Source organism: Vibrio sp. 10N.222.52.B7, assembly GCF_041474275.1.
GTDB lineage: Bacteria > Pseudomonadota > Gammaproteobacteria > Enterobacterales > Vibrionaceae > Vibrio > Vibrio crassostreae_C.
The window spans coordinates 23,650-43,193 of the sequence record NZ_JBFRTU010000002.1 but is presented as its reverse complement, the minus strand read 5'-3'; the positions used below and the strand labels follow the sequence as shown (position 1 = coordinate 43,193).

At 46.1% G+C, this 19,544-nt stretch carries 17 protein-coding genes; 15 read left to right on the top strand and 2 right to left on the bottom strand.

The window, feature by feature from the left end; all coding sequences use genetic code 11:
- Positions 1 to 11 precede the first annotated feature (11 nt).
- Complete coding sequence (locus AB4512_RS01075; protein ID WP_372174180.1) at positions 12 to 203, bottom strand: hypothetical protein; 192 nt, start codon at positions 201 to 203, stop codon at positions 12 to 14.
- On the opposite strand from AB4512_RS01075, the gene oxyR reads away from it, so the two are divergent.
- Positions 202 to 1,095: a DNA-binding transcriptional regulator OxyR gene (oxyR, locus tag AB4512_RS01070; protein ID WP_102433305.1), complete on the top strand. Its 894-nt coding sequence runs from the start codon at positions 202 to 204 to the stop codon at positions 1,093 to 1,095. The genes AB4512_RS01075 and oxyR overlap by 2 nt on opposite strands.
- A gap of 111 nt (positions 1,096 to 1,206) precedes the next feature.
- Here the strand turns inward: oxyR and AB4512_RS01065 are convergent, their stop codons facing one another.
- Positions 1,207 to 3,768 (bottom strand): penicillin-binding protein 1A, encoded by a 2,562-nt coding sequence (locus AB4512_RS01065; RefSeq protein ID WP_372174178.1) that lies wholly within the window; start codon positions 3,766 to 3,768, stop codon positions 1,207 to 1,209.
- 151 nt (positions 3,769 to 3,919) lie between these two features.
- On the opposite strand from AB4512_RS01065, the gene pilM reads away from it, so the two are divergent.
- The 14 genes from pilM (at position 3,920) to AB4512_RS00995 (ending at position 19,323) form a co-directional block, all read left to right on the top strand.
- Positions 3,920 to 4,945: a type IV pilus assembly protein PilM gene (gene pilM, locus AB4512_RS01060; RefSeq protein WP_372174176.1), complete on the top strand. Its 1,026-nt coding sequence runs from the start codon at positions 3,920 to 3,922 to the stop codon at positions 4,943 to 4,945.
- The gene (locus AB4512_RS01055; protein WP_372174174.1) at positions 4,929 to 5,528 is read left to right on the top strand and encodes a PilN domain-containing protein; all 600 of its coding nucleotides are present in this window, start codon (positions 4,929 to 4,931) and stop codon (positions 5,526 to 5,528) included. Before pilM ends, AB4512_RS01055 begins: the two co-directional genes overlap by 17 nt.
- Positions 5,521 to 6,150, top strand: a complete 630-nt coding sequence (locus AB4512_RS01050; protein ID WP_017061128.1) for a type 4a pilus biogenesis protein PilO — start codon at positions 5,521 to 5,523, stop codon at positions 6,148 to 6,150. The genes AB4512_RS01055 and AB4512_RS01050 overlap by 8 nt, the downstream gene beginning before the upstream one ends.
- On the top strand, positions 6,137 to 6,655 hold the full coding sequence (locus tag AB4512_RS01045; RefSeq protein WP_017063694.1) for a pilus assembly protein PilP: 519 nt from the start codon (positions 6,137 to 6,139) through the stop codon (positions 6,653 to 6,655). Before AB4512_RS01050 ends, AB4512_RS01045 begins: the two co-directional genes overlap by 14 nt.
- Before the next feature lie 35 nt (positions 6,656 to 6,690).
- Positions 6,691 to 8,409: a type IV pilus secretin PilQ gene (locus AB4512_RS01040; RefSeq protein WP_032547070.1), complete on the top strand. Its 1,719-nt coding sequence runs from the start codon at positions 6,691 to 6,693 to the stop codon at positions 8,407 to 8,409.
- 176 nt (positions 8,410 to 8,585) lie between these two features.
- A complete protein-coding gene (gene aroK, locus AB4512_RS01035) occupies positions 8,586 to 9,104 on the top strand; it encodes a shikimate kinase AroK (protein ID WP_017061125.1) in 519 nt (172 codons plus the stop codon).
- A 25-nt stretch (positions 9,105 to 9,129) separates the two neighbouring features.
- A complete protein-coding gene (aroB, locus tag AB4512_RS01030; RefSeq protein ID WP_017061124.1) occupies positions 9,130 to 10,218 on the top strand; it encodes a 3-dehydroquinate synthase in 1,089 nt (362 codons plus the stop codon).
- A 79-nt stretch (positions 10,219 to 10,297) separates the two neighbouring features.
- Positions 10,298 to 11,815, top strand: coding sequence for an AAA family ATPase (locus tag AB4512_RS01025; protein WP_017068836.1), 1,518 nt, complete (start codon positions 10,298 to 10,300; stop codon positions 11,813 to 11,815).
- A 69-nt stretch (positions 11,816 to 11,884) separates the two neighbouring features.
- The gene (locus tag AB4512_RS01020) at positions 11,885 to 12,733 is read left to right on the top strand and encodes a Dam family site-specific DNA-(adenine-N6)-methyltransferase (RefSeq protein ID WP_017061122.1); all 849 of its coding nucleotides are present in this window, start codon (positions 11,885 to 11,887) and stop codon (positions 12,731 to 12,733) included.
- Positions 12,734 to 12,933: 200 nt separating this feature from the next.
- Entirely contained in the window at positions 12,934 to 13,608 is a 675-nt protein-coding gene (gene rpe, locus AB4512_RS01015) for a ribulose-phosphate 3-epimerase (RefSeq protein ID WP_010435263.1), read from the top strand.
- 102 nt (positions 13,609 to 13,710) lie between these two features.
- Complete coding sequence (locus tag AB4512_RS01010; protein WP_017061120.1) at positions 13,711 to 14,397, top strand: phosphoglycolate phosphatase; 687 nt, start codon at positions 13,711 to 13,713, stop codon at positions 14,395 to 14,397.
- A gap of 150 nt (positions 14,398 to 14,547) precedes the next feature.
- On the top strand, positions 14,548 to 15,564 hold the full coding sequence (gene trpS, locus AB4512_RS01005; protein WP_016796005.1) for a tryptophan--tRNA ligase: 1,017 nt from the start codon (positions 14,548 to 14,550) through the stop codon (positions 15,562 to 15,564).
- A gap of 385 nt (positions 15,565 to 15,949) precedes the next feature.
- Entirely contained in the window at positions 15,950 to 18,544 is a 2,595-nt protein-coding gene (locus AB4512_RS01000; protein WP_372174172.1) for an ExeM/NucH family extracellular endonuclease, read from the top strand.
- 200 nt (positions 18,545 to 18,744) lie between these two features.
- Positions 18,745 to 19,323 (top strand): aminodeoxychorismate/anthranilate synthase component II, encoded by a 579-nt coding sequence (locus tag AB4512_RS00995; protein WP_009848915.1) that lies wholly within the window; start codon positions 18,745 to 18,747, stop codon positions 19,321 to 19,323.
- Positions 19,324 to 19,544: the final 221 nt, after the last annotated feature.

Here is a 19,544-nt window from a genome sequence, read left to right as displayed (position 1 = left end):
ATTTTGTTCTATCAGAGCTTAACGTTTTTCTTCGCTCTGTTTCGTTTCGTTTCGTTGAGCCCATTATTAGATAAATCCTTTGATAGCTCTAATCGTTTGATGTTATGGTTTTGATAGGTAAATTCTATCAAGAGCATTTTTCTTTTAAATGTTTCTGTTAGAACCCTTGTTCTTATTAAAACCTGAGGTAAGAGACTGATCATGAACATTCGTGACTTTGAATACTTGGTGGCGCTCGCAGAGCATAAACACTTCCGAAAAGCGGCAGAAGCGTGCTTTGTCAGTCAGCCGACACTAAGCGGTCAAATACGCAAGCTGGAAGATGAAATTGGACTTCAGTTAACCGAGCGTAGTCCAAGGAAGGTGATATTTACAGAATCAGGGTTACAACTTGTTGAACAAGCCAAGCGTATTCTCAATGAAGTGAAAACCTTTAAAGATATGGCGAGTGGCCACGGTGAGGCGATGACGGGGCCAATGCACATTGGTTTCATTCCAACCGTGGGTCCTTACATCTTGCCTAAGATTGTTCCTCATCTTAAAGAGAGCTTCCCAGATCTTGAGCTTTACTTGCATGAAGCTCAGACCCATCAGCTAGTGAGTCAGCTTGAAGATGGCAAGCTCGATTGCTTGGTATTGGCTGCGGTTGATGAAACCGCGGTGTTCAAAGAGATTGATGTGTATGACGAGCCATTAAGTGTCGCCGTTCCGTGTGACCATGAGTGGGCTCAGCAAGACACGATCGATATGCTGCAGCTAAATGGACAGACCGTACTGGCGCTAGGTGACGGCCACTGTTTAAGAGACCAAGCCTTGGGTTTCTGTTTTGCTGCGGGCGCCAAAGATGATGAGCGCTTTAAGGCGACTAGCTTAGAAACGCTGCGTAACATGGTTGCGGCGGGGGCGGGTATTACCTTGCTTCCTCAGCTATCGGTGCCGAAAGAGAAGCAGAAAGATGGTGTGTGTTACGTACCTGCGGTGAATCCAACGCCTTCACGTAGAATTGTCGTGGCTTACCGTCCGGGTTCTCCATTGAAAGGTCGCTTTGAGCAATTGGCTGAGACGATTCGCACTCAACTGGAAAAGACGGCTTAGCGCTTGAGTTTAGAGCCTAGTCTGGTCAGATATAGATATAAAAAAAGGGTTGATATGAATGCATATCAACCCTTTTTATTGGTTCATGTTACTAGGTTCAACAAACCCTAGTTAGAACAGTTCTTCCACTGCTTCACCTGATGAGGTTGAGTAGATGTCGTCATTGAAACGTTCTGTGATGTACTCGGTTGGCTCAGTGCCTTTCTCGAAGTACTCGAACATTGATGAGCTATCGAACTTATTAGTCAATAAGCCAGTTTCACGGTCGATACGAACACGAACGATGTTCTCCGGAATCTCTTTACGTTCAGCAGGAACACCCGCTAACGCAGTACCCATAAAATCAACCCATGCAGGTTCTGCTGTTTTCGCGCCAGCTTCTGCACCCGTAATTTGGTTCTTACCAAGGTTTGAGTTCGCTTTGGTTCTGCCTAGGTTGCGGTTGTGGTTATCAAAACCAACCCATACCGTTGCAACCATGCCAGGGCCGTAGCCGCTGTACCAAGTATCTTTCGAGTCGTTAGTCGTACCGGTTTTGCCGCCAATATCACGACGTTTCAGTGGTTGTGCACGCCAACCTGTACCGTTCCAACCTGTACCCGCACTCCAATCACCGCCGCCCCAGATGTTGCTGTACATCATTTCACGAACTAGGAATGCGTTCTGCTCAGAGATAACTTGAGGTGCGTATTGAACTTTCGCATCCACGTCTTGCTCTGCAAACTCATCCGCCATTGGATCGGCTGTGATGGTCTGTTTGCAATCTTCTTTACAGACGACTTTTGGTGTCGCTTCAAACTCAGTCTCGCCAAATGGAGTCTCAACGCGGCTGATGTAGAAAGGTTCAACGTAGTAACCACCGTTAGCGAATACCGAGTAACCTTGCGCTACTTTCATTGGCGTTAAGCTACCAGCACCTAGCGCAATAGTTTCAGAGCGCGGTACTTCGTCAATATCAAAACCAAATCGAGTAAGGTAGTTACGAGTATCATCCAGGCCTACTTCGCGTAGTACACGTACCGCCATTACGTTTTTAGACTGAGCTAAGCCAATACGTAGACGAGTTGGACCCACATAAGTCGGTGGCGAGTTCTTTGGTCGCCATGCTGTGCCTTGGCTCTTATCCCATTGGTTAATCGGTGCATCGTTGATCAGTGAGGCTAGCGTTAAGCCTTTCTCAATCGCTGCTGAGTAGATAAAGGGTTTGATACCAGAACCCACCTGACGAATAGATTGCGTTGCACGGTTGAACTTGTTGTGGACAAAGTTAAAGCCACCGACCATCGACAATACCGCGCCGTTGTTCGGGTTCATTGCAACAAATGCTGTGTTCGCATTCGGTACTTGGCTTAGTCGCCATACAATCGGTGTTTCTGATTCTGCAGTCGCTGACTCTTCTGTCGGCTCTTCAGAGACTTCATCGCCGGTAACGGCTTCATGGCGAACCCAGATTTGTTCACCAACCGCCAGAATTTCTTTCGCTTGAGAAGGCGCTGGTCCTTGGCGGTTATCCGTTAGGAATTTACGCGCCCAGTTCATGCCTTGCCATTCGATAGTGCCTTCACCTTGGTTCTTAACCCAAATTTGAGCACTTTTCGAATCAACCGCGGTAACAACAGCAGGGACTAGGTCACCATAGGTTGGTTGAGACTTAAGGTGTTTAACGATTTGTCCTTGATCCCACGCTGATTGCGCAGTCTGCCACAATACTTTTTCAGCACCACGGTAGCCGTGACGCTCATCGTAGCCAAGTAGGTTCTTAATTGCGGCTTGGTTCGCTGCTTTTTGCAGTTTCGAATCAACGGTCGTGTAGACCTTCATGCCTGATGTATAAGCTTCTTCACCATAGCGTTCCACCATCCAAGCACGTGCAACTTCAGCAACATATGGCGCGCTCAGTTCGATCTCTGCACCGTGGTATTTCGAGATAAGCTCTTCGCTACGAGCGTCATCGAACTCTGCTTGAGTGATGTATTTCTCGTCTAACATACGACGCAATACAACGTTACGACGGTTAGTCGCGCGCTCAACAGAGTAAATAGGGTTCATTGTCGAAGGTGCTTTTGGCATACCCGCAAGGGTCGCAATTTCACTCAGCGTGAGATCAGGAAGATCTTTACCGAAGTAAACACGTGCTGCCGCGCCAAAACCATACGAACGGTGACCAAGGAAGATCTTGTTGACGTAAAGCTCCATGATCTCTTCTTTACTAAGAAGTTGCTCAATGTGGATCGCAATGAAGATCTCTTTGATCTTACGCATAATCTTTTTCTCATTAGATAAGAAGAAGTTACGCGCAAGCTGCTGAGTAATGGTACTAGCACCTTGTTTGGCTGAACCCGACATTGCAACCACGAGTGCTGCACGTGTGATACCGATTGGGTCAATACCTGGGTGTTCATAGAAACGGCTATCTTCGGTGGCAATCAGAGCCTCAACTAAGTGGCGAGGAATCTCGTCATAAGTGACTGGATTACGACGCTTTTCACCAAATTGAGAGATCAGCTTACCGTCTTGACTGAAGACTTGCATCGGCGTTTGGAGTTCTACGTCGCGCAAAGTGGCAACATCAGGCAACTCTGGTTTTACGTAAAAATAAAACCCGAAAATTGTACTGACTCCAAGAATCATGCAAATCAATGTAAATATGAATAATCGCTTTATGAACTTCACCGGATAATCCCTGATTAGTTAAGGCTGATAAGCAGCAAACCCTTGTACTCTAGGCTAAAAACTTAGCTTTCGTTTATTAACGCTTATTTAACTAATAATCACAACCCCTAGATAATCAACGAAATGCTTGGCACTTCAGGAGCTAGGTCACATGGGTTCATCATTAATTACAGGTATAGATATAAATCATCACAGCATCAAAGCCGTGGTACTAAAACCCGTGGGGGAGTTGTATGCCCTAGTGGGATACAAAGAGCTGCCGATTTCGGACGACATTTTTACAGCTAACCATACTTTGGAGTATCAGAAAACTGTTAAGAAACTTAAAGAACTTAGGAAAGGACTGCCTTTTGGCTGTCGCAACGTCGCCATTTCGGTACCTGATAACACGGTGATCAGCAAAGTACTGCAAATAGAGAGTGAGTTAGAAGACAGAGAAAAAGAGTTTTCTATCTATCAAACCTTCGCCCATCAATCTCCCTTCCCTATCGAGGAGCTGAGTTTAGATTTTGTAAAGCTGGAAGACAAACGATTTGGTAAAGGTTCGACAAGCAGTTATCAGGTATACGCCACTCGTAAAGAAGTTGTGGATAGCCGAGCGGATGCATTAACCAAGGCTGGCTTCAAACCTGTGGTGGTGGATACACAGGCGCATGGGCTACTTAATATCTGGCAATTGGCCTCGCGCCTGTATCCCGATAAGAAAAACTGGTTGCTAGTGGATGTTGGAATCGACCAAACCTCGCTAGGGGTTATCCCGCAGAGTTCAGCACCTTTCTATAAAGATATCGCCTTTGGTACGCAAGATCTTCGCAGCTCGGATAACCCGAGTGATATAGAAGGCGTGTTCGGCACGGCTGAAGATACCCACCGATTTATTGTCAATTTGATCGAAAAGCTCAAGCGTCAGTTGCAGCTCTATTCATCGGGAAATGCGCAGCAACCTATCTCAGGGATTTGGTTGATGGGCGAGGGCGCCAGCATCCCTATGGTAACCGAAGAGCTAGAACGCCATTTTCAGTTGAGCTGTGAGTCATTGAATCCTTTGTCTCTGTTTGAGAATAAGGTCGCCAAGAGACGCCGACTGCCGATTGACTGGCAACACTTTGGTATCGCGGCGGGTATGGCGATGAGTGGGCTCAAGTGGCAGGGAGAGAAGCATGTTGCATCAAATTAACCTGCTGCCGTGGCGTGATGAGATTCGTGCTCAGCACAAGAAGCGTTTTATCCATCTGGTCATTCTTGGCGTCATCATTGCGCTTGGTGGGCAATGGGCGGTCGGTAACTACTTTCACGACCAACAAGCCAAGCAGCAAGCGCGCCTTAATTATCTCAATCAATACATCGCTGAGCTTGATCGACAAATTCAGTCACTGAAAGTCGCCGAGCAAGAGCACAAAGCCATTCTGACTCGACTGGATGTAGTGGAGTCTTTACAGCTTGGCCGCAATAAGACCACCGACTTCATGAACTTGATGCCGGAGCTTATCCCTGAGGGCGTGTATGTCGACAAGATAAAGATGAATGGTCAGGAGATAGAGATGTCGGGCATCAGCGACAGTACGGCTCGTCTCGCCACTATGTTGGACAACTTAGAACGATCTGATTCTCTGGAAGGGGTTGAGATGCACTCTATCGTTCATAACCGCAAGCGCTTCAATAAAGAGTTTCAGACCTTCAAGGTCTCTTTTGTGTTTAGCCCTGTGTCTTTAGAAAACACAACCGCGAGCAGAAAAGATAAGGGGGCGCATCATGGCTAACCTTCAAAATAGGATTAGTAGGCAAAACAGGATGAGCTTGCAAGATCTCGATGTTGATGAGATCACCGAATGGCCATTGTTGCCTCAGCTTCTCGTGATTCTGGTGTTGATGGTGTTAATCCAAGGTGTTGGCACTTGGCTGTATCTGCTGCCGCTCGACGAGGAACTGAAACAGATGAAGCAACAGGAGCAGACCTTAAAAACGACCTTGAGGATAAAGGCGAATAAGGTTGCAGCCTTGCCTAAGTTGCAGAGCCAGTTGGATGAGCTAACTAGTCGCTACGATTATCTATTAGAGCAGCTGCCCGTTCAAAAGGAGTTAGCGAGCATGTTGGCCTCCGTGAATGAGCTCGGCTTGGATAACTCGCTGACCTTCACACGAATCGATTGGGGGCAAAAGCAGAATAAGGAGTTTCTCTATCGATTGCCTCTCAATATAGAGCTGACAGGTGACTATCACGAGATTGGTGACTTCTCTGCTGCCATCGCCAAGCTGCCGCGTATTATTAGCTTTGATGATGTGAATTGGCAGCGAGTCAGTCAAGAAAGTAGCACGCTGCACTTTAGGGTTCGAGCTTATACCTACCAGTTTAAATCGGAGGTTAATGATGAAACCCAATAGCGCGTTTTACTCAATCGTATTGATGCTTGCGTTGTCAGGCTGCAAAGCTAATCAAGACTCACTGCAAGATTTTGTGGCGCAGGTTGAAGCCAAGGCGAGAAAAGATGTCGAGCAACTTGTCCCAGCAACTGAATTCACGGCGGCGACTTATCAGCGCCGATCTTTGCGTCCTCCCTTTGAACTGCCTAAAGAAGCCATTGTGCAAAACCAACCCTTGGTTAAGAAAGACTGTTGGCAACCCAGCGCCCGTTCTCGTAATGGCAAGTTAGAGAAGTACCCGCTGAGTAAGCTTCGTTTAAGAGGCGTGATGGGCAGTGGCTCAAGCGTGTTTGGCTTAGTGCAAACACCCAAAGGCAACGTGGTAAACGTCAAGAAAGGCCAGTTTATCGGCTTAAACAATGGCCGAGTTACTAAGGTGACGAGCCAATACGTTCAGATTAATGAAACTCTTCCAGATGGCTTAGGTTGTTGGCATAAGCGCAACGTTAGGCTGGCTCTGAAGTAAACCAATGTCACATGATGTGGATATGAGATGTAAATATGATTGAAGGAATAAGTGGATTAGTGAGCAAGGCTCTACAAGGTTTTGCTGTGTCTGTGATGTTGGTTGTTAGCGTGCTCAGCCATGCCGAGAGCTTACCGAACAAATTGGAGAATATTGATTTTAGGGTCAATAAGGATAAAGACGCCGTCATCATTATTGAGCTGGCGACCAGCACAGCAGTGGTGGATGTTCAACGAGCTCAGGAAGGGTTAAGTATCGAGCTAATCAATACTCAAGTTGATGATGACAAGCTCTACCTGCTGGATGTGAAGGATTTCGCTACCTTGGTTGAAGGCATTGAAGTCTATAAAGAGACACCAAGCACTCGGCTTCTAGCGACGATTAGCAATGACTATCAGTATGAATACAACCTAAAGGGGCGCTTTATTGAGGTGGTGATCAGCAAACCGGTGCTCGATGAAGCGACCAAAGAAAAAAGCGTTCTAGAGAAAGAGGGCAAGCTGATATCGATTAACTTCCAGGATATCCCGGTACGAAATGTCCTGCAACTGATTGCCGATTACAACGACTTCAATCTCGTGGTGTCTGATTCGGTAGCCGGAAACCTGACGTTACGCTTAGATGGCGTACCTTGGCAGCAAGTTCTCGACATTATCTTGCAAGTTAAAGGCTTGGATAAGCGTGTTGATGGCAATGTTATCTTGGTCGCGCCGAAAGCGGAGCTCGACCTTCGAGAGCAACAAGCGTTAGAGAAATCGCGCTTAGAAGAGGAGTTAGGGGAGCTTAAATCGGAAATCATCAAGATTAACTTTGCTAAAGCCACCGACATCGCTGACATGATTGGAGGTGAAGGTGCGGTCAGCATGTTGTCCGATCGTGGTTCGATTACCATTGATGAGCGCACCAACTCACTGCTCATTCGTGAATTGGAAGAAAACATTGCCGTGATCCGAGGCATCATTGAATCGTTAGACATTCCCGTGAAGCAGGTACAGATAGAGGCACGTATTGTCACGGTTACTGAGGGTAATCTTGATGAGCTTGGCGTGCGCTGGGGCGTTTCCTCAACCAACGGAAGCTTCACCGTTGGTGGCTCAATCGAAGGTAACCACCCATCAGCGATTACGCCGTATGACGACGATAGCGGCAGCAGCGTGATTGATGACTATCTCAACGTCAATTTAGGGGCAACATCGCCGAACGCCTCGAGTATTGCGTTTCAGGTGGCCAAACTGGGTTCAGATACCTTACTCGATCTTGAACTGTCGGCACTGCAACAAGAGTCAAAAGCTGAAATCATTTCTAGTCCACGCTTAATCACCACCAATAAAAAGCCGGCTTATATTGAGCAAGGTACTGAAATTCCTTACTTAGAGTCATCTTCAAGTGGCGCTACGTCGGTTGCATTTAAGAAAGCCGTGTTGAGTCTTAAGGTGACACCGCAGATCACACCCGACAATCGTTTGGTATTGGATTTGAGCGTGACTCAAGATAGGCCAGGGCAAGTGGTAAAAACTGGAACCGGTGAAGCGGTCGCCATTGATACGCAAAGAATAGGTACGCAAGTGCTTGTTAATAATGGTGAAACTGTCGTGCTTGGCGGGATATTTCAGCACAGCGTGAGCAGTACAGTGGATAAAGTTCCTCTGTTGGGGGACCTGCCAGTTTTGGGCGCATTGTTCCGTCGCAGCTATGAAAATGTGGGTAAAAGTGAACTACTTATTTTTGTCACACCCAAAGTTGTGATTCAGTAATGAACAATTAGATTAAAAATAAAGTTGCATTAGTGGCACCTAACCTTGATAATTTCGGGTCTTATCACGAATTATCTGTGAGGAATCGGTGCCACGGGCCTTTTAATTTCAGTACTTGTACTGACCTACCTTGTGGCGATGTCATTGAATTAACGTTGTAAATTACTGCTAAAAACATGGCTGAGAAACGCAATATTTTTCTTGTTGGCCCAATGGGCGCCGGCAAAAGTACAATTGGTAGACACCTAGCTTCCCAACTTCATATGGAGTTTCTAGACTCTGACACTGTGATCGAAGAGCGCACTGGCGCAGACATCGCATGGGTTTTTGATGTTGAGGGCGAAGAAGGTTTCCGTAAGCGCGAAGAATCTGTAATCAATGATCTGACAGAAGAACAAGGTATTGTTCTTGCGACAGGTGGTGGTTCAGTGTTGAGCAAAGAAAACCGTAACCGTCTATCTGCACGAGGCATTGTTGTATACCTAGAGACAACAATTGAAAAGCAACTTGCTCGCACTAACCGCGACAAGAAACGCCCTCTACTTCAAACAGACAACCCGCGTGATGTGCTAGAAGATCTAGCTGTATCTCGCAACGCACTATACGAAGAAGTGGCGGACTACACAGTTCGTACTGACGACCAAAGTGCAAAAGTGGTAGCCAACCAGATCGTAAAAATGCTAGAAGAACGTTAAGTTCATTTTTTCGGAGAGCAAACCCATGGAACGGATTACGGTCAATCTAGCTGAGCGTAGCTACCCTATCTCTATTGGCGCCGGGTTATTTGAAGACCCGGCGTACCTTTCTTTTTTATCAGGTAAGCAGAAAGTTGTTGTTATCAGTAATGTGACAGTAGCGCCTCTTTATGCTGATAAAATTTTATCGCTATTGGATCAAGTCGGCTGTCAGACATCTCTTCTCGAGCTGCCAGACGGTGAACAGTACAAAACCCTTGAAACGTTCAATTCAGTGATGAGCTACATGCTTGAAGGAAATTACAGCCGCGATGTGGTGGTGATTGCTTTAGGAGGTGGTGTTATCGGTGACTTGGTCGGTTTTGCTGCCTCTTGTTACCAGCGCGGTATTGATTTCATTCAAATCCCGACGACCCTTCTTTCTCAAGTGGACTCTTCTGTTGGTGGTAAAACCGCAGTAAACCATCCTCTTGGTAAGAATATGATCGGCGCTTTTTACCAACCGAAATCTGTGATCATCGATACCAACTGTTTATCAACGCTTCCAGAGCGTGAGTTTGCAGCGGGCATTGCTGAGGTGATCAAATACGGCATCATTTACGATGAAGCCTTCTTTGATTGGTTGGAGCAGAATCTAGAGAAACTTTATCAACTTGATGAAGAAGCACTGATTACCGCGATTGCTCGTTGTTGTGCAATTAAGGCTGAAGTGGTGGCTCTAGATGAAAAAGAGTCAGGAATCAGAGCGTTATTGAACCTAGGTCATACATTTGGTCATGCGATTGAAGCAGAACTAGGCTATGGTAATTGGCTACATGGTGAAGCTGTGTCGTCAGGCACTGTAATGGCAGCTAAAACAGCTCAATTACAGGGACTGATCTCTCAGCAGCAACTTGAGCGAATTATTTCTATACTCAAGAATGCGAAACTACCAATCCATACGCCAGAAAGCATGTCTTTTGAAGACTTTATGAAGCACATGATGCGCGATAAAAAAGTGCTGTCTGGTCAGTTGCGTTTGGTATTACCAACAAGTATTGGTACTGCTGAAGTGGTTGCTGATGTGCCTCAAGACATCATTAAACAAGCGATCGATTTCTGCCGTACTCTTTAAATTTGGTTGTGAGGTTGCCTAGCTAAACTCTAGGCAACTGAAGCGTTTTACTGATCGATCTTATCAGTAGGGATCCCCAATGAGTTTGGCTCATGAATTAAGAGTATTAGAGTTAGAATCTCAAGTTGAGCTGCTAGAGCGCTTACAGCTTTTGACTAACTTTGGTTCAAACCTTGTGACGGTGGCGGGCAAAGCTGGCTCTGGCCGATCTTGGTTGGCTCAGCGTTATCTTGAAGCATGGTCGACAGAAAAAAATCAGTGTTTACTGCTTTGTCATCCAAGCCAAGACGATCAACAACGCCGTGCGCTCATTCTTAGCCAAATTGTTTCTGATCCCCTGTTTAATCAACATGATTCTTTATCGGATAGCCTAACAAGGTTACTGGATGGAGAACCGTGTAATGTGGTTATCGTCGTTGATGATGCCCAACGACTTTCTGAGCTATTGGTATCCGAATTATGGATGTTGGTACTGGAAGCTCAATCAAACCCTCAATGGACGATCAATATCGTTCTCTTCTCGGAACCTGGCCACTTAGATACGTTATTAACGCGTTTGAGCTACGGTCAACAACACAAACCTATCGATCTTGAGATCGATGACCTTTCGCAACCAGAAGCTGAACATTTCTTTGAATCACTGGTGATTCGATATGTTGATGATGAGTCTGAAACTTGCGTGCGACGTGCGTTTAATAAAGCGCAACCTCTGCCCGGTGAGTTAATGGCTTTAGGAGAATTGAAAGTGGAAAAAAGGATTATTATTCGCTCAATTATTGGCTCACCCATCAATATCGCGATTGTGGTGGCCTTGCTGTTGATTTTAATTGGTGGTGGTTATTGGTGGATGTTCAGTCAACCAACCCCTGACGATAAAGCGCAATCTCTTATCGCTCCGATTGAACAGACAGCTATCCCAACTTTTGAAGTGGAAAGTGGTACCGAGCAAGCTGGAATCGACGGAATGGACGATTCTGAAGCCGAAGCTGACATGAGTTATCAAGGTGCTGATGACGACAGCTCATCTTTGCCACCGACTGTCGTTGAAGATACCGCGAGTGTTGGAGAAGTCGAACAAGATCAGCAGCGTGTCGTAATCACCTCTGATGTGGTTGATGCCTTGCTTGATGATAAACCTGAAAGTGCCGATACCAGTGCGATTGATGCTGCTGTTGAAGAAAACACAGGTGCCGCGGTGAGTTCGCAATCAGATGCAGACAAAGTGGAGTCACAGCCTTCAGCCGATGAAGCAACAGACCTAACACAGTCCACGCCACCGACTAAGAAAATTACATTCTCATTTTCTCGCGAAGAGTTACAAGCTATCTCTCCGCGAGCTTATACTTTGCAGTTGAGTGCGATGACCTCATTGGACGACGTACAGTCTTTCATTGAAGAGTATGACCTTGAGAACAAGGTTCGTATTTACCCAACACTTCGCAACGACACCAAGTGGTTTATTATCACTTATCAAGATTACCCAACGATTCAAGTGGCGAGAGACGCGGTAAGTGCGTTATCAAAACCCCTTCAACAGTTGGAACCTTGGGCAAAATCGATGAATCAAGTGCATCGAGAGATAGAACGTGCGAAATAACCCTGAGCTTAGCCTCAAAATATGTTACATTCCGCAGCCTTATTTTTGAGTTGATAGATAGAGCAGTAAATGAAAAAGCAGCGTGCCTTTCTAAAATGGGCTGGTGGTAAATATGGCCTAGTTGAAGACATCCAACGTCACCTGCCACCTGCTCGTAAATTGGTAGAACCGTTTGTCGGTGCCGGCTCAGTATTTCTGAATACTGACTTTGAACAGTACCTGCTTGCAGATATCAATCCCGATCTTATCAACCTGTACAACCTGCTTAAAACCGATCCTGAAACTTATATCACGGAAGCGAAGCGCTGGTTCTGTCCTGAGAACAACCGTAAAGAAGCCTTCTTAGATATTCGCGCTGAGTTCAATGGTACAGATAACGTCATGTATCGTTCATTGGCTTTCTTGTATATGAACCGATTTGGCTTCAATGGCCTATGTCGTTACAACAAGAAGGGCGGTTTTAACGTTCCATTTGGTTCTTATAAAAAACCTTACTTCCCAGAAGCTGAGCTGGAATTTTTTGCCGAGAAAGCGAAAAAAGCCACCTTCGTCTGTGAGGGATACCATGAAACCTTTAGCCGCGCGCGCAAAGGCTGTGTGGTTTACTGCGATCCTCCATACGCACCACTGTCGAACACGGCAAACTTTACCTCTTACGCAGGTAATGGCTTTAGCTTAGATGACCAAGCTGCACTGGCGGATGTTGCTGAAAAAGCAGCGATGGAACGAGGCATCCCTGTCTTGATCTCAAACCATGACACCACCTTAACGCGCCGTTTATACCATGGTGCAGAACTGAACGTGGTCAAGGTTAAGCGCACCATTAGCCGTAATGGCGCAGGGCGCAATAAAGTCGATGAGTTACTGGCACTTTTTCATAAAGAGAAAAACCAGCAACACGCTTCAGAAGAATTGTAGCGGCCAACATAACCCTCGAACTCATTAAATTGAGTGACCAACGGGTACTTTCATAAACTAATCTTTCGAACTGCTAGGATCTGCTTAGTTGCTTAGGTAGAATTGCACACCAAATAGTCTTGGAATTGAGTCTTGTATTTGTATATGAGATGTCACAAGGCGGTGATATTCGCAATTTACTCACTCTTAAGAGGTTTGGTATGAAAGATTTTCTAATCGCTCCATCGATTTTGTCTGCAGATTTTGCTCGTCTTGGTGAAGACGTAGAAAAAGTACTCGCAGCTGGTGCTGATGTTGTGCACTTCGATGTGATGGACAACCACTACGTACCTAACCTGACTTTTGGCGCGCCTATCTGTAAAGCGCTGCGCGACTACGGTATTACGGCTCCTATCGATGTTCACCTTATGGTTAAGCCAGTAGACAGCATCGTGCCTGAGTTTGCTAAAGCCGGCGCATCAATGATTACCTTCCACGTTGAAGCTTCAGAGCACATCGATCGCACTCTACAGCTAATCAAAGAGCACGGCTGTAAAGCGGGTGTGGTTCTTAACCCTGCAACGCCGCTTTCTTGCTTAGATTACATCCTAGACAAAGTAGACATGATTCTACTGATGTCTGTGAACCCAGGCTTCGGCGGTCAATCTTTCATTCCTCACACGCTAGATAAACTACGTGCTGTTCGTAAGCTGATTGATGAGTCAGGCCGTGACATTCGCCTTGAGATTGATGGCGGCGTGAAGGTTGATAACATCCGTGAAATCGCAGAAGCGGGCGCAGATATGTTCGTTGCGGGTTCAGCTATCTTCAATCAACCGGATTACAAAGAAGTGATTGATGAGATGCGTGCAGAGCTTGCAAAAGTAAACGCATAATCGTAAAACTACAGATAGATTGAATATTAAGGGGCTAATTTGCCCCTTTTTTACGTCTTATCGCTCAACTCATAAGACGAATATAATAAATAGGAAAGTAAGATGTCATTAAGCTCAATAAAACTGATCGCCTTTGATTTGGATGGAACCTTGTTAGACAGCGTGCCTGATTTGGCCGTTGCTGCTGACCAAGCTTGTCAGGAGTTGGGTTTCCCTTCTGTGAGCGAAGAACAAGTTCGCGACTACGTAGGTAATGGTGCTGATGTTCTTATCGGACGTTCACTCAGCCGTAACTTGACGGTTGACCCAAGCCTAGAGCCAGAGCTCCTGAAAAAAGCGCGCATCCTGTTTGATGATTTCTATGAGCAGGGCGGTCACAAGCTAAGTCACCTTTACCCATCGGTTAAAGAGACGCTGGCTGAGCTGGATAAAGCCGGCTTCACTATGGCGCTGGTTACCAACAAGCCATCGAAGTTTGTACCAGACGTACTGGCGCAACACGGTATTGATAAGTACTTTGTTGATGTGTTGGGTGGCGACTCTTTCCCAGAGAAAAAACCGAACCCAGTCGCTCTGAACTGGTTGCTAGAAAAGCACAATGTAAAAGCGGAAGAGATGTTGATGGTTGGCGATTCAAGCAACGACATTAAAGCGGCTAAGAATGCAGGTTGTCACTCGTTTGGTCTGACTTACGGTTATAACCACGGCGAGCCGATTTCAGCATCAAACCCTGACTATGTCGCGGATAACGTCGCGCAATTACTAGATGTCGTTCTAGTTTCAGCATAAAGCGGACAAAAGTTAGCTAACCTACTAGCAAAATACTTATCAATGAGTACACTGGATGAGCCGTACAGAAGAGCTGTGCGGCTTTTCTATATTTAAGTTAAGAAGCTAAGCGTTCAATAAACTTAGCGAATAAGCAAAGGAATTAAAACCATGAGCAAGCCCATCGTATTGAGTGGTGTTCAACCATCTGGTGAACTAAGTATCGGTAACTACTTGGGTGCTCTACGTCAATGGCAACAGATGCAAGATGATTACGATTGCCAATACTGTGTTGTAGACCTTCACGCAATTACGGTTCGCCAAGATCCGAAAGCACTGCATGAAGCGACTCTAGACGCACTAGCAATCTGTCTTGCTGTCGGTGTTGATCCAAAGAAGAGCACGCTATTTGTTCAGTCACACGTACCAGAGCATGCTCAACTTGGTTGGCTTCTTAACTGTTACACACAAATGGGTGAACTGAGCCGTATGACTCAGTTTAAAGATAAGTCTGCACGTCACTCAAATGACGTAAACGTAGGCCTATACGACTACCCAGTGTTGATGGCTGCAGACATCCTGCTTTACGGTGCTCATCAAGTGCCTGTAGGTAGCGACCAGAAACAACACTTAGAGTTAGCGCGTGATATCGCAACTCGCTTCAACAACATCTACGGTCCTGAAACGCCAATCTTCCAAGTACCAGAACCTTACATTCCAACAGTGAATGCACGTGTAATGAGCCTGCAAGATGCGACGAAGAAGATGTCTAAGTCAGACGACAACCGTAAGAACGTGATTACTTTGCTAGAAGAACCTAAGTCGATCATCAAGAAGATCAACAAAGCGCAAACCGATGCAGAAACACCACCACGCATTGCTCACGATTGGGAAAACAAAGCGGGTATCTCTAACCTAATGGGTCTGTACTCTGCAGCGACAGGTAAAACGTTCGAAGAGATCGAAGCGCAGTACCAAGGCGTTGAAATGTACGGTCCGTTCAAGAAAGACGTAGGCGCAGCATTGGTTGAGATGCTTGAGCCGATTCAAGCTGAATATCACCGTATCCGTGCTGACCGTGCCTACATGGACGCAGTAATGAAAGCCGGTGCTGAAAAAGCCTCTGAACGTGCTGCAGTGACACTGAAAAAAGCATACGAAGCAGTAGGTTTTGTTACTCGCCCATAGGGTGAACTAACACAACTCGCTTGAGAATTTGAGCCCAAAGTAGCTGTTGTTTACTTTGGGCTTTTTCATGCCCATTCCATTTGCCTTCCTCGAAACCCCCTTGTTTGAATTGATAATTTACCCAGTATTTAGCTAGCATATCCATCGCTGTAATGCTGTGCAGATGATCTTATTTGGTACCCTCAAGCTTTATAAAATTACACTCGTTTCTATATATGTTGGAAATATATAACGTGCCAAACAATTGATGCTTCCAAAGTGATAAGTTCCTCATTTTCTTGCCAACTGACTTATTCCTTTCATAAATAAACCTGATAGTTACCACAAAATACATGACTGCCCATAGATGGCAGTGACTATAACTCGATGAACTCAGGTGAAACGGATGGCTCTTTTACACAAACCTTCATTGCTAGCAGTGGCAATTGGTAGCTTGTTAACCACAAGCGCACACGCTGATTTGTTTATTTCACAATATGTGGAAGGCGGCAGCTACAACAAAGCGGTTGAGATCGCCAATAACGGCGATAGCAGCATTAACTTAGATGGTTACTCACTGGCGAAGTCTGCCAATGGCAACGGATCATGGGGCGCCACTTTACCTTTAGATGGCCACGTTTTAGCGCCCGGTGAGGTGCTTGTTGTTGCTCATACCAGTGCTAGTGATGAGATTAAGGCGGTCGCTGACATTCTAAATGCTTCATTGGCTAATCATAATGGTGACGACCCGCTAGCTATCTTGAATGCAGATGGTTCGGTGCATGATGTTGTTGGTTTGATGGGCGATGTGGACTGGGGCAAAGATGTTACTTTGGTTCGTGCGACACAAACACCTTCTGCGACGTTTGATGCTTCACAATGGGTATCGCTACCAAAAGACAGTATTGAAGGGCTAGGTTCACTAGACAGTGTTGAGCTGCCAGAAGCCTTTACTTGTACAGAAGATGGCTCAGACCCGGTATTTACCACCATTCAAGAGATCCAAGGCGAAGGTGCAACATCACCGTTCATCGATGGCTACCCGTACATCACCGACGATGAATACTTCGTAAAAGGTGTAGTTAGCGCAGTGACTACTGGCCTAACCAAAGGCTTCTACCTGCAAGCACTTGAGGATGACTTCAACTCAAGCACTTCTGAGGGTCTATTTATTCACACTAACCAGTCAAGCTCAGATTTAGTTGCGGGTGATGTGGTGTGTGTGAAAGGTAAGGTTCAAGAATACTACAGCCACACTCAGCTTAAAGTTGAAAACAACCAATGGCTAAAGCAGGGCGAACAGCAATCCCCTGAAGCGACGGCGATTGAAGTGCTAGACAGTGACGAGAACTTCGCTGCAACGCTTGAACGCTACGAAGGCATGTTGGTGAAAACAACCGAAGCGCTTGATATGCGTGTGACGCGTACCTTTGGTTATGACTACGCAGGTCGTCGTAACAACATGGTACTGGCGCATGAGCGTATTAACATGCAGCCGAACCAGCTTTTCGCCGCGGGATCTGACGAAGCGAAGCAGCAAACTGAAGACAACGCAGACCGCCGTCTTTTCGTTGAAACCGATCAAAAAGCGGCTGATGGACAAGTCCCTTTCTACCCAGATTTTGGCCGCACTGATATCGACCAAGATGGTTCAACAGAAGATTACATCCGCATTGATGACACCATTGTTGGCCTAGAAGGCGTGCTGACTTACAGCTACGGTGAGTACCGTTTAATTGCGACTAACCAGATCTCGGCTGAAAACTATGTGCGTAACGATCCGCGTACCGACAAACCAGACATGGATGAAGGCGACCTACGTATTGCGACCTTCAACGTATTGAACTACTTCAACTCTCCATTTGGTGGCGACGCGAATCAGCACGGCAATAACCGTGGCGCGAACACCATCACTGAGTTTGAGATGCAGCAAGAGAAGATTGTGAACGCGATTCTTCGCTTAGATGCAGACATCATTGGCTTGATGGAAATTGAGAACAATGGCTTTGGTGAAGGCTCTGCCATTCAGCAACTTGTAAACCAACTGAATGATCGCATTGAGCGTAAGAAAGACCGTTATACCTTTGTGGCTGTCGACTCGAACGAAGACGGCGTAACCGACGAGATGGACTCTATTGGTACTGACGTTATCACAACGGGTGTTATCTACCGTAAGAAGGTGGTTAAGCTTAAAGACAGCCGTGTTATCGCGATGCCAAGCCAACAAGCACCAGAGGTGTTAGACGATTCAGGCAAGGTGATTGAAGACGGTAAGAACTACCAACGTGACTCATTGGCGCCAACCTTTAAAGTTAAAGGCACCAAAGAGAAACTCACCGTAGCGATCAACCACTTTAAATCGAAAGGCTCTAAGTGTTGGGAAGATGCTGCTCCGATTGAGCAGGGCGGCCAAGGCGGCGTTGATGCCGATAAGCAAGGTTCATGTGAGAACTTCCGTGTTGCTGCGGCGGTTGCATTAGGTGAAGTGCTCGATGGCATCAAAGGTCACAAAGTGATCCTGGGTGATATGAACTCGTACGGCATGGAAGATCCAATGCTGGTGCTAACCGATTACTCGGAAGAGAAATACGGCAAGCAGATCAAAGCAGCTCGTAATACCTACATTGATGGTGTTGAGCAGTTTGGTGATAGCGGTGCGGTGATTACGAAGAACTACGGTTATATCAATGTTGTGGCTCAAAAGCACCCAGACAGCTGGAGCTACTCATACAATGATGAAGTTGGCGCTCTAGACCACCTGCTGATCAGCGAAAGCCTGAAAGATAGGGTTGTCGATGCTACCGATTGGCACATCAATGGTGGTGAGTCGACGTTGTTTGACTACAACGAAGAGTACAAAGGTGACCTACCTAAGTACCAAGATCACTTCCGTTCATCGGATCATGATCCTGCCGTTCTTGAGCTAAGAGTAGGCGGTTCATTTGGCTTCGGTGCTCTTATGTCACTATTTGGCTTAGCAATGTGGCGTCGTCGTAAGTAGCTCAATCACAAATAGATTGGCTTGCCATACAAGTAAGCCAATTCAGATAACTTAACGCTATCTGTAAACAATTAAGGTCAACTTAGGTTGGCCTTAATTATTGGCGAAATGCAGTTTCCACTTGCCTTTCGCTATGGGTATTGCACAATACCGCCCCTATATCTCCCAATCCTTTAGTATTTAGCAAACGATTTCGACCCATGTTACTTATCATCGATAACTACGACTCTTTTACCTATAACTTGTATCAGTATTTCTGTGAGTTAGGGGTAACTGTAAAAGTTGTACGCAACGATGAGATTGATATTGCGGGCATCGAAGCACTGAATCCTAGTCACCTTGTTATCTCGCCGGGTCCTTGTACACCGGATGATGCGGGAATCTCTCTGCAAGTTATAGAACACTTCGTTGGCAAGTTGCCGATCTTAGGTGTGTGTCTTGGTCATCAAGCCATTGCTCAAGTGTTTGGTGGTGAAGTGGTGAGAGCCAGACAAGTGATGCACGGTAAAACCTCGCCAATACGCCACAATGGCAAGAGTGTTTTTCAAGGTCTCAATAACCCTCTGACTGTGACACGTTACCACTCACTCGTGGTGAAAAATGGCACGCTACCAGACTGCTTTGAGCTGACGTCTTGGACGGAGTTTGAAGATGGCAGCATGGATGAGATCATGGGTTATCAACACAAAACCTTGCCGATTGATGCGGTGCAATTTCACCCTGAATCGATTAAAACAGAGCAAGGACACCAGCTTCTCGCTAACTTCCTAGCACGCTGAGTGTTTAAATTTGACTCTTTCTCCGTCTAAATAAGCCAGTTTAACGTATTCCATTACCCGTTAAGCGTTTAAATTCGGGCGCTACGCGTCTTCATCCCTCTGACGCCGATCACTTTTTATAACATTTCTCCCTCGTCAGGCTAAGTTTTTAGCCTATGCAAAATTATTCGCGTTATTTCGTCTCGAACCCAATATACCGCAATGCCAGTAAGGCTTTGCTG

Bases quoted from the DNA above. Each gene is read 5' to 3' on its own strand.
- aroB (WP_017061124.1), top strand. From the start codon at position 9,130: ATGGAACGGATTACGGTCAATCTAGCTGAGCGTAGCTACCCTATCTCT.
- AB4512_RS01055 (WP_372174174.1), top strand. From the start codon at position 4,929: ATGTTGCATCAAATTAACCTGCTGCCGTGGCGTGATGAGATTCGTGCT.
- AB4512_RS01025 (WP_017068836.1), top strand. From the start codon at position 10,298: ATGAGTTTGGCTCATGAATTAAGAGTATTAGAGTTAGAATCTCAAGTT.
- oxyR (WP_102433305.1), top strand. From the start codon at position 202: ATGAACATTCGTGACTTTGAATACTTGGTGGCGCTCGCAGAGCATAAA.
- AB4512_RS00995 (WP_009848915.1), top strand. From the start codon at position 18,745: ATGTTACTTATCATCGATAACTACGACTCTTTTACCTATAACTTGTAT.
- aroK (WP_017061125.1), top strand. From the start codon at position 8,586: ATGGCTGAGAAACGCAATATTTTTCTTGTTGGCCCAATGGGCGCCGGC.
- pilM (WP_372174176.1), top strand. From the start codon at position 3,920: ATGGGTTCATCATTAATTACAGGTATAGATATAAATCATCACAGCATC.
- AB4512_RS01020 (WP_017061122.1), top strand. From the start codon at position 11,885: ATGAAAAAGCAGCGTGCCTTTCTAAAATGGGCTGGTGGTAAATATGGC.
- trpS (WP_016796005.1), top strand. From the start codon at position 14,548: ATGAGCAAGCCCATCGTATTGAGTGGTGTTCAACCATCTGGTGAACTA.
- AB4512_RS01040 (WP_032547070.1), top strand. From the start codon at position 6,691: ATGATTGAAGGAATAAGTGGATTAGTGAGCAAGGCTCTACAAGGTTTT.
- AB4512_RS01000 (WP_372174172.1), top strand. From the start codon at position 15,950: ATGGCTCTTTTACACAAACCTTCATTGCTAGCAGTGGCAATTGGTAGC.
- rpe (WP_010435263.1), top strand. From the start codon at position 12,934: ATGAAAGATTTTCTAATCGCTCCATCGATTTTGTCTGCAGATTTTGCT.
- AB4512_RS01010 (WP_017061120.1), top strand. From the start codon at position 13,711: ATGTCATTAAGCTCAATAAAACTGATCGCCTTTGATTTGGATGGAACC.
- AB4512_RS01075 (WP_372174180.1), bottom strand. From the start codon at position 203: ATGATCAGTCTCTTACCTCAGGTTTTAATAAGAACAAGGGTTCTAACA.
- AB4512_RS01045 (WP_017063694.1), top strand. From the start codon at position 6,137: ATGAAACCCAATAGCGCGTTTTACTCAATCGTATTGATGCTTGCGTTG.
- AB4512_RS01050 (WP_017061128.1), top strand. From the start codon at position 5,521: ATGGCTAACCTTCAAAATAGGATTAGTAGGCAAAACAGGATGAGCTTG.